Consider the following 6369-nt stretch of genomic DNA (forward strand, 5'->3'; position numbering starts at 1 on the left):
TGGGATGCGCTGTTTTGTCTTTTGGTCGGCTTCGAACGCTACGATGTAGCGCTGAAGTGATTGCGCAATCAAGCGAGTTCTTGCTGCCAGGCTCCATTGGCGGAATCAGCTAATCCACCGATGCCTTTTGCTCTCGGCTTTCTGCAAAAGTATGCTGAGAAGGCTAGGGCAGGTTACGCATGCGGTCCTCTCGATGGAAGCGATGGATTCTTCCGCCTGGCAACACCTGAAGCTCAGCCCTCCCAAGCAGGCAATTTCTTCGCTACCGCCACATTCTTCAGGCTTACATACTTCGGCAGGCCATCGCTGCCGTAGGCCAGCGGAGCTTCGCCCTTTATCAATGGGGCGAAATAGCGGCGGGCGCGCTCGGTGATGCCGAAGCCGTCCTTGCGCAGGAAGCTGGGCGGCATCTTCTTTTCGTGGTTGGCCACCTTGTGCAGCGGGGCGGGCACGATCTTCCAGCGGTATGGTGCGTCGCTGACGCGTTCGATCACCGGGATCACCGCGTTCATACCCTTTAGCGCGTATTGCACCGCGGCCTTGCCGACGGCCTGAGCCTGCTCCCAGTCGGTCTTGGAGGCGAGGTGACGTGCGGAGCGTTGCAGGTAATCAGGCAGCGTCCAGTGCACCTTGTAGCCGAGTTCCTGCTTGACTTGCGCCGCGAGAAACAAGGCCACGCCGCCGAGTTGCGCATGCCCGAACGAGTCGGTTGCGCCGCCTGCGTCGGCGACGAAGCTGCCACGTGCATCCTGGATGCCTTCGCTGGCAACGACCACGCACCAGCCGACCTTCTCGACGACCTGTTTCACCTTGGCCAGGAACACCGCCTGGTCATAGGCGCGTTCGGGCAGCAGGATGATCTGCGGCGCCTCGTCCGGGCCCTGGCCGGCCAGGCCTGCGGCAGCGGCCAGCCAGCCGGCGTGGCGGCCCATCGCCTCGTAGATGAAGACCTTGGTCGAGGTGTCGGCCATGGCGGCGACATCCAGTGCCGCCTCGCGCACCGACACTGCGGTGTATTTGGCCGCCGAGCCGAAGCCGGGGCAGGTGTCGGTCACCGCCAGATCGTTGTCGATGGTCTTGGGCACACCGATGCAGTGCAGCGGGTAGCCGTAGGTCTTGGCCAGTTGCGAGACCTTCCACGCGGTATCGGCCGAGTCGTTGCCGCCGTTGTAGAGGAACCAGCGCACGTCGTGCGCACGCAGCACATCGAGCAGGCGCTCGTACTTGGCGCTGTCTTCTTCCAGCGATTTGAGCTTGTAGCGGCACGAGCCGAATGCGCCGCCGGGAGTCTGCGCCAGTGCGGCGATCGCGGCGGCGGATTCTTTCGAGGTGTCGATCAGCTCCTCGCGCAATGCGCCCAGGATGCCGTTGCGTGCGGCTAGCACCTTGATCTTGCGCGCGCGCGCCTCGGTGATCACACCGGCGGCGGTGGCGTTGATGACGGCGGTAACGCCGCCGGATTGGGCATACAACAAGTTGCCAGTGGTCATAGGGGACGGGCTCCTCAATGGGGGCATGGCGCAGGGGACAGTGCCGGGACATTCCCCGGATGCGGTAAGCTGCACGACCATACGGTCAGCGCTGGCGAAGACCTGAGTCTAACGCCGCCAACCGCAACGCGTTTTTATTCGAAAGTGGAGTCCACTGATGCGATTGGTTCTGTTGGGACCGCCCGGTTCGGGCAAGGGCACCCAGGCGACACGGCTCAAAGACACGTTTGAGATCCCGCATATTTCCACCGGCGATCTGCTGCGTGCCGAAGTGGCCGCTGGCTCGCCGCTGGGCCTGAAGGCCAAGGAAGTGATGGCACGCGGCGATCTGGTGTCCGACGAAATTCTGCTCGGCATGCTGGAGGCGCGGCTCGGCCAGGCCGATGTCGCCAAGGGGTTCATCCTCGACGGCTATCCGCGCAACGTGGCGCAGGCCAATGCGCTGGACGAATTGCTCGGCAAGATCGGTCAGCCGTTGGATGCAGTGGTGCAGTTGGATGTCGCCAGCGAGTTGCTGGTCGAGCGCATCGCCGGTCGTGCCAAGGCCGAGGGCCGCGAAGACGACAACCCCGAGTCAGTACGCAAGCGCCTGCAGGTCTATACCGATTCCACCGCACCGGTGATCGGCTTCTACGAGCAGCGCGGCAAGCTGGCGCGCGTCGATGGCGTGGGTTCGCTGGACGAAGTGCTCGAGCGCATCAGCAAGGCGCTGGGCCGCTGAGTCGGCTGGGGCCGGGCGCGACGCCTGGCCCACGCACCTGGTTCACAAGGCCGCGCGCCATCAGGCTGCGCGGCTTTTTGCATGTGCACCGCCGCAAAAAGAAAAACCCCGGTCGTACAAGACGGCCGGGGCGGAATAACGCCAGTGATGGGCTTGCTCAGAGCCCCGACAGCATGAGCCCCCTGGGGATTTTGGCCACTTGGGGAGTAGGACCAAAAGGGTGCTGCGACTGGCGTTCAGCATAGTGAGATATGTGACGAGGTTCGCATATCGGGAAATTCCCGACAGTACGGTAGGAGTTTCCTGACAGCGCCGTTGGCGATGGATCGGAATGTCCAGTAACTCCGGCGATCGGCGACAATGTGCGGCATGACCAAACTCCACATCCTCGGCATCGCCGGGACCTTCATGGGCGGTGTCGCCGCCCTTGCGCGCGAGCTGGGCTGGCCGGTAGAGGGCAGCGACCAGGCCATCTATCCGCCGATGTCCACGCAGCTGGAAACGCTCGGGATCGCGCTGGCGCAGGGCTACGCGCCGTCCAATATTTCGGCCGATGCCACCGATGTAGTCATCGGCAATGCCTTGTCGCGCGGCAACCCGGCCGTGGAAGCGGTGCTGGACGCGGGGCGTCGCTACACCTCCGGTGCGCAGTGGCTGGCCGAGCAGGTGCTGCCGGGTCGCGACACGCTGGCCGTTGCCGGTACCCATGGCAAGACTACGACCACCACCATTTTGAGCTATCTGCTTGAGTCGGCCGGGCGTGCGCCGGGCTTTTTGATCGGCGGGGTGGCCGAAGACTTCGGCGTGTCGGCGCGGTTGGGGCAGGGGCGCGAATTCGTGGTGGAAGCCGACGAATACGACACCGCGTTTTTCGACAAGCGCAGCAAGTTCGTGCACTACCGGCCGCTGGTGGCGATCCTCAATAACCTGGAATACGACCATGCGGACATTTTTCCCGACGTGGCCGCGATCCAGCGCCAGTTTCATCATCTGGTACGCACGGTACCGGCGCGCGGGCGGCTGATCGTCAACGGCGAAGATGCGCGCCTGGCCGAAGTGCTGGCGATGGGCTGCTGGACGCCGGTGGAGCGCTTCGGTTTCGATGCAGCGCTGGAGTGGAGCGCACGCTTGATCGCCGGCGATGGCAGCGTGTTTGCGGTACTGCATCGCGGTGTGGAGATCGGCCAGGTGCACTGGCCGCTGGTCGGGCGACATAACGTGCTCAACGGGTTGGCGGCGCTGGCCGCCGTGCATGCAGTGGGCGTGGATCCGGCAACGGTCATGCCGGCGCTGGCGCGCTTTCAAAGCGTCAAACGGCGACTGGAAGTGCTGGGGCAGGCGCGCGACATCACCGTGTACGACGATTTTGCGCATCACCCCACCGCGATTGCGACCACGCTGCAGGGCTTGCGTGCGAAGGTCGGGGCGGCACGTGTGCTGGTGGCGATGGAGCCGCGCAGCAATTCGATGCGGCTGGGCGCGCATGCGCAGGCGTTGGCGCCGTCGTTACAAGATGCCGATGCGGTGGTGTTCCTGCATCGGCCCGAATTGGCCTGGGATGCGGCGCCGATCGTTGCACAGGTGCGCGGTGATGCACATGTGGCGCACGACGTGGATGCATTGCTGCACATGCTGGGCGAGATTGCGCAGCCCGGCGACCATGTGGTGTTTATGTCCAATGGCGGCTTCGACGGCGCGCCGCGTCGCTTTCTGGCGCAGCTGTCCTGATGAACGAAATGACCACCACTGCCGACAGCGGCGCACTGCCGCTGTTTCCGCTGCACAACGTGCTGTTGCCGGGCGCTGCGATGGGCTTGCGCGTGTTCGAGCGGCGCTATCTGGATCTGGTGCGCGAGTGCGGCCGCACCGGCACCAGTTTCGGGGTGTGTCTGATTCTGGATGGCGCAGAAGTCGGCGTACCGGCGACACCGGCGGCGTTCGGCACCGAAGTGCGTATCGAGGATTTCGACGTTGGTGCCGACGGTGTGCTGGTACTGCGTTTGCGCGGGACGCGGCGCTTCCATGTGCAGCGTTCGCGCATCCGCGACAACGGGCTTGTCGTGGGCGAGGTAAGTTGGTGCGAGCCTGACAGCGATGACGAGTTGCGCCCCGAGCACAGCCTGCTGGCCACCGTGCTCGAGCGCATGCTCGAACAGGTGGGTGGCGAATTCGCATCGGCCGGGCCTGGCCTGCTGGATCAAGCGGCCTGGGTGGGTTGGCGGTTGGCCGAGCTGCTGCCGCTGACCGAACAACAACGCCTGTCGTTGTTGCAGCAGGACGACCCGCATCGGCGCCTGGATCATTTGCTGGCGTGGATGCCGTAACGCGGTGATGCTGTGGCGCGGGTGAGACCCATCACCGCGCTTGCACCGCTGCAGCGGCACACTCGCCACGCTTGAGTGCGCTGACGATGGCATCCATGCACTGGATGCGCGCAACGGCGTCACTCGTTATCGATCCATGGAGTGTGCCTTGATCATCGATGTCAAACCGCGTGTATCCGATGTGTTCGACCAGGTCTGGCGGACTCTGGCGGTGTTGTTCGTCTGGGACGTGTTGATCACGATCATCTACTACGTGCTGCCGTTCCGCGCGCCGGCGTTGCCGTTGACCATCTTCGGTTCGGCATTAGCGTTGTTTCTGGGGTTTCGTGCCAATTCGACCTACCAACGCTGGTGGGAAGGGCGCGTGCTGTGGGGCCAGATGATCAATGCATCGCGCAACCTGGTACGTCTGAGCATCAGCGTATTGTCCGTGCCGGAAGCCGCAGCGCTGGGGCGCACGATCGCGTTGCGCCAGGTCGCGTACGTGCATGCGCTGCGTTGCCAGTTGCGCCGTTTGCCAGTGGATGCGGTGCTGGAATCGCGGCTGGATGCCGATGAGGTGGCCTCGGTGATCATGCGCACCAATGTCGCCAATGGGCTACTCGATAACACCGGGCGCAGCGTGGAGCAGGCGCGTCGCGATGGCTGGATCGACAGCATCCAGCAGGCCAGTGTCGAGCGCATTCTGGTGGACATCGCCAACGCACAAGGCGGTATGGAACGGCTGAAAAATACGCCGCTGCCGTATCAATATCGCTTCTATCCGAACCTGTTTACGCGGCTGTTCTGCGTGTTGCTGCCGATCGGCCTGGTGGAGACGCTGCAATACGCCACACCGGTGGGTTCGACCGTTGCGGGCTTGATGTTTTTGGCAGTGCTCAAGATCGGCGACGAGTTGGTCGATCCGTTCGCCAACACCATCCACGATCTGCCGCTGGACAGCATGTGCCGCACGGTTGAAATCGATGCATTGCAGGCGATTGGCGAGCAGGCGCCGGAGCCGATGCAGCCGGTGGATGGTGTGTTGTGGTGATTGCATCGCGCCCTTGACCAATGCGGCTTGTGCACATCCACGGCGCTGAAGCGCAAGCTCTCAGGTAATCGAACGGTGCGGATGCGTCGGTTGTGGAGCGGCTGATCTGCGGTTTGGCTGCAGGGCCCTTGCCCGCCTACCCTCGCGGGACACGCCGCAAGTACGTCGTGTAGGCTCTTACGCGGCATCCATGCCGCGTAAGGTCCCGCGAGGGTGGGCGGGCAAGGACCAGTCGGGATGGTCGGTGCGCATGGTTTTAAGCAAAGCAGACTGCGAGTCGATTGCAGAGCGGCTGATCTGCGGTTTGGCTGCAGGGCCCTTGCCCGCCTACCCTCGCGGGACACGCCGCAAGTACGTCGTGTAGGCTCTTACGCAGCATCCTTGCCGCGTAAGGTCCCGCGACGGTGGGCGGGCAAGGACCAATCAAGATGGTCGGTGTGCATGGTTTTGAACAAAGCAACCGATTAACTCTCTGGTGCGGTGTCCTTGCCGATTGCGGGACCGTGTGGCGGCATGGATGCCGCCACCGAGCCTACATGGACGTACTTGCGGCGTGTCCCGCGAGCGGTGAGGGCACCGCGCACTCGACCAATCAGGCTGTTGACCTAAACATTCGACTGCGTCCAAGTGACGCGAACGTGTTGCCGCCATCAATACAGCGTTCAAGACGTTTTATTAGGGCCTGTTAACACTAATGGCCCGAGCGATTAAACTATCGTGCATGGAGATCACGCCAGCACAATTTTCTCTGATCGAACACTGCCTGCCGGCGCAGCGCGGCAATGTCAGCATGACCAACCT

The 6369-nt window shown here is 63.3% G+C and carries 5 protein-coding genes; 4 read left to right on the forward strand and 1 reads right to left on the reverse strand.

Annotation, left to right across the window (positions count from 1 at the left end):
• Positions 1-233: 233 nt before the first annotated feature.
• Entirely contained in the window at positions 234-1490 is a 1257-nt protein-coding gene (locus ABS769_RS15040; protein WP_317063236.1) for a 6-phosphofructokinase, read from the reverse strand.
• Positions 1491-1647: 157 nt separating this feature from the next.
• Here ABS769_RS15040 and ABS769_RS15045 point away from each other — a divergent pair, with 157 nt between their 5' ends.
• The 4 genes from ABS769_RS15045 to ABS769_RS15060 all read left to right on the forward strand — a co-directional run bounded on the left by ABS769_RS15045 (position 1648) and on the right by ABS769_RS15060 (position 5568).
• Positions 1648-2211, forward strand: a complete 564-nt coding sequence (locus ABS769_RS15045; RefSeq protein ID WP_006451255.1) for an adenylate kinase — start codon at positions 1648-1650, stop codon at positions 2209-2211.
• Positions 2212-2571: 360 nt separating this feature from the next.
• The gene (gene mpl / locus ABS769_RS15050; protein ID WP_317063237.1) at positions 2572-3939 is read left to right on the forward strand and encodes a UDP-N-acetylmuramate:L-alanyl-gamma-D-glutamyl-meso-diaminopimelate ligase; all 1368 of its coding nucleotides are present in this window, start codon (positions 2572-2574) and stop codon (positions 3937-3939) included.
• A complete protein-coding gene (locus ABS769_RS15055; protein ID WP_317063238.1) occupies positions 3939-4535 on the forward strand; it encodes an LON peptidase substrate-binding domain-containing protein in 597 nt (198 codons plus the stop codon). The genes mpl and ABS769_RS15055 overlap by 1 nt, the downstream gene beginning before the upstream one ends.
• 148 nt (positions 4536-4683) lie before the next feature.
• Positions 4684-5568: a bestrophin family protein gene (locus ABS769_RS15060; protein ID WP_317063239.1), complete on the forward strand. Its 885-nt coding sequence runs from the start codon at positions 4684-4686 to the stop codon at positions 5566-5568.
• Positions 5569-6369: the final 801 nt, after the last annotated feature.

The organism is Xanthomonas hortorum (genome assembly GCF_040279205.1).
Taxonomy (GTDB): domain Bacteria; phylum Pseudomonadota; class Gammaproteobacteria; order Xanthomonadales; family Xanthomonadaceae; genus Xanthomonas; species Xanthomonas hortorum_F.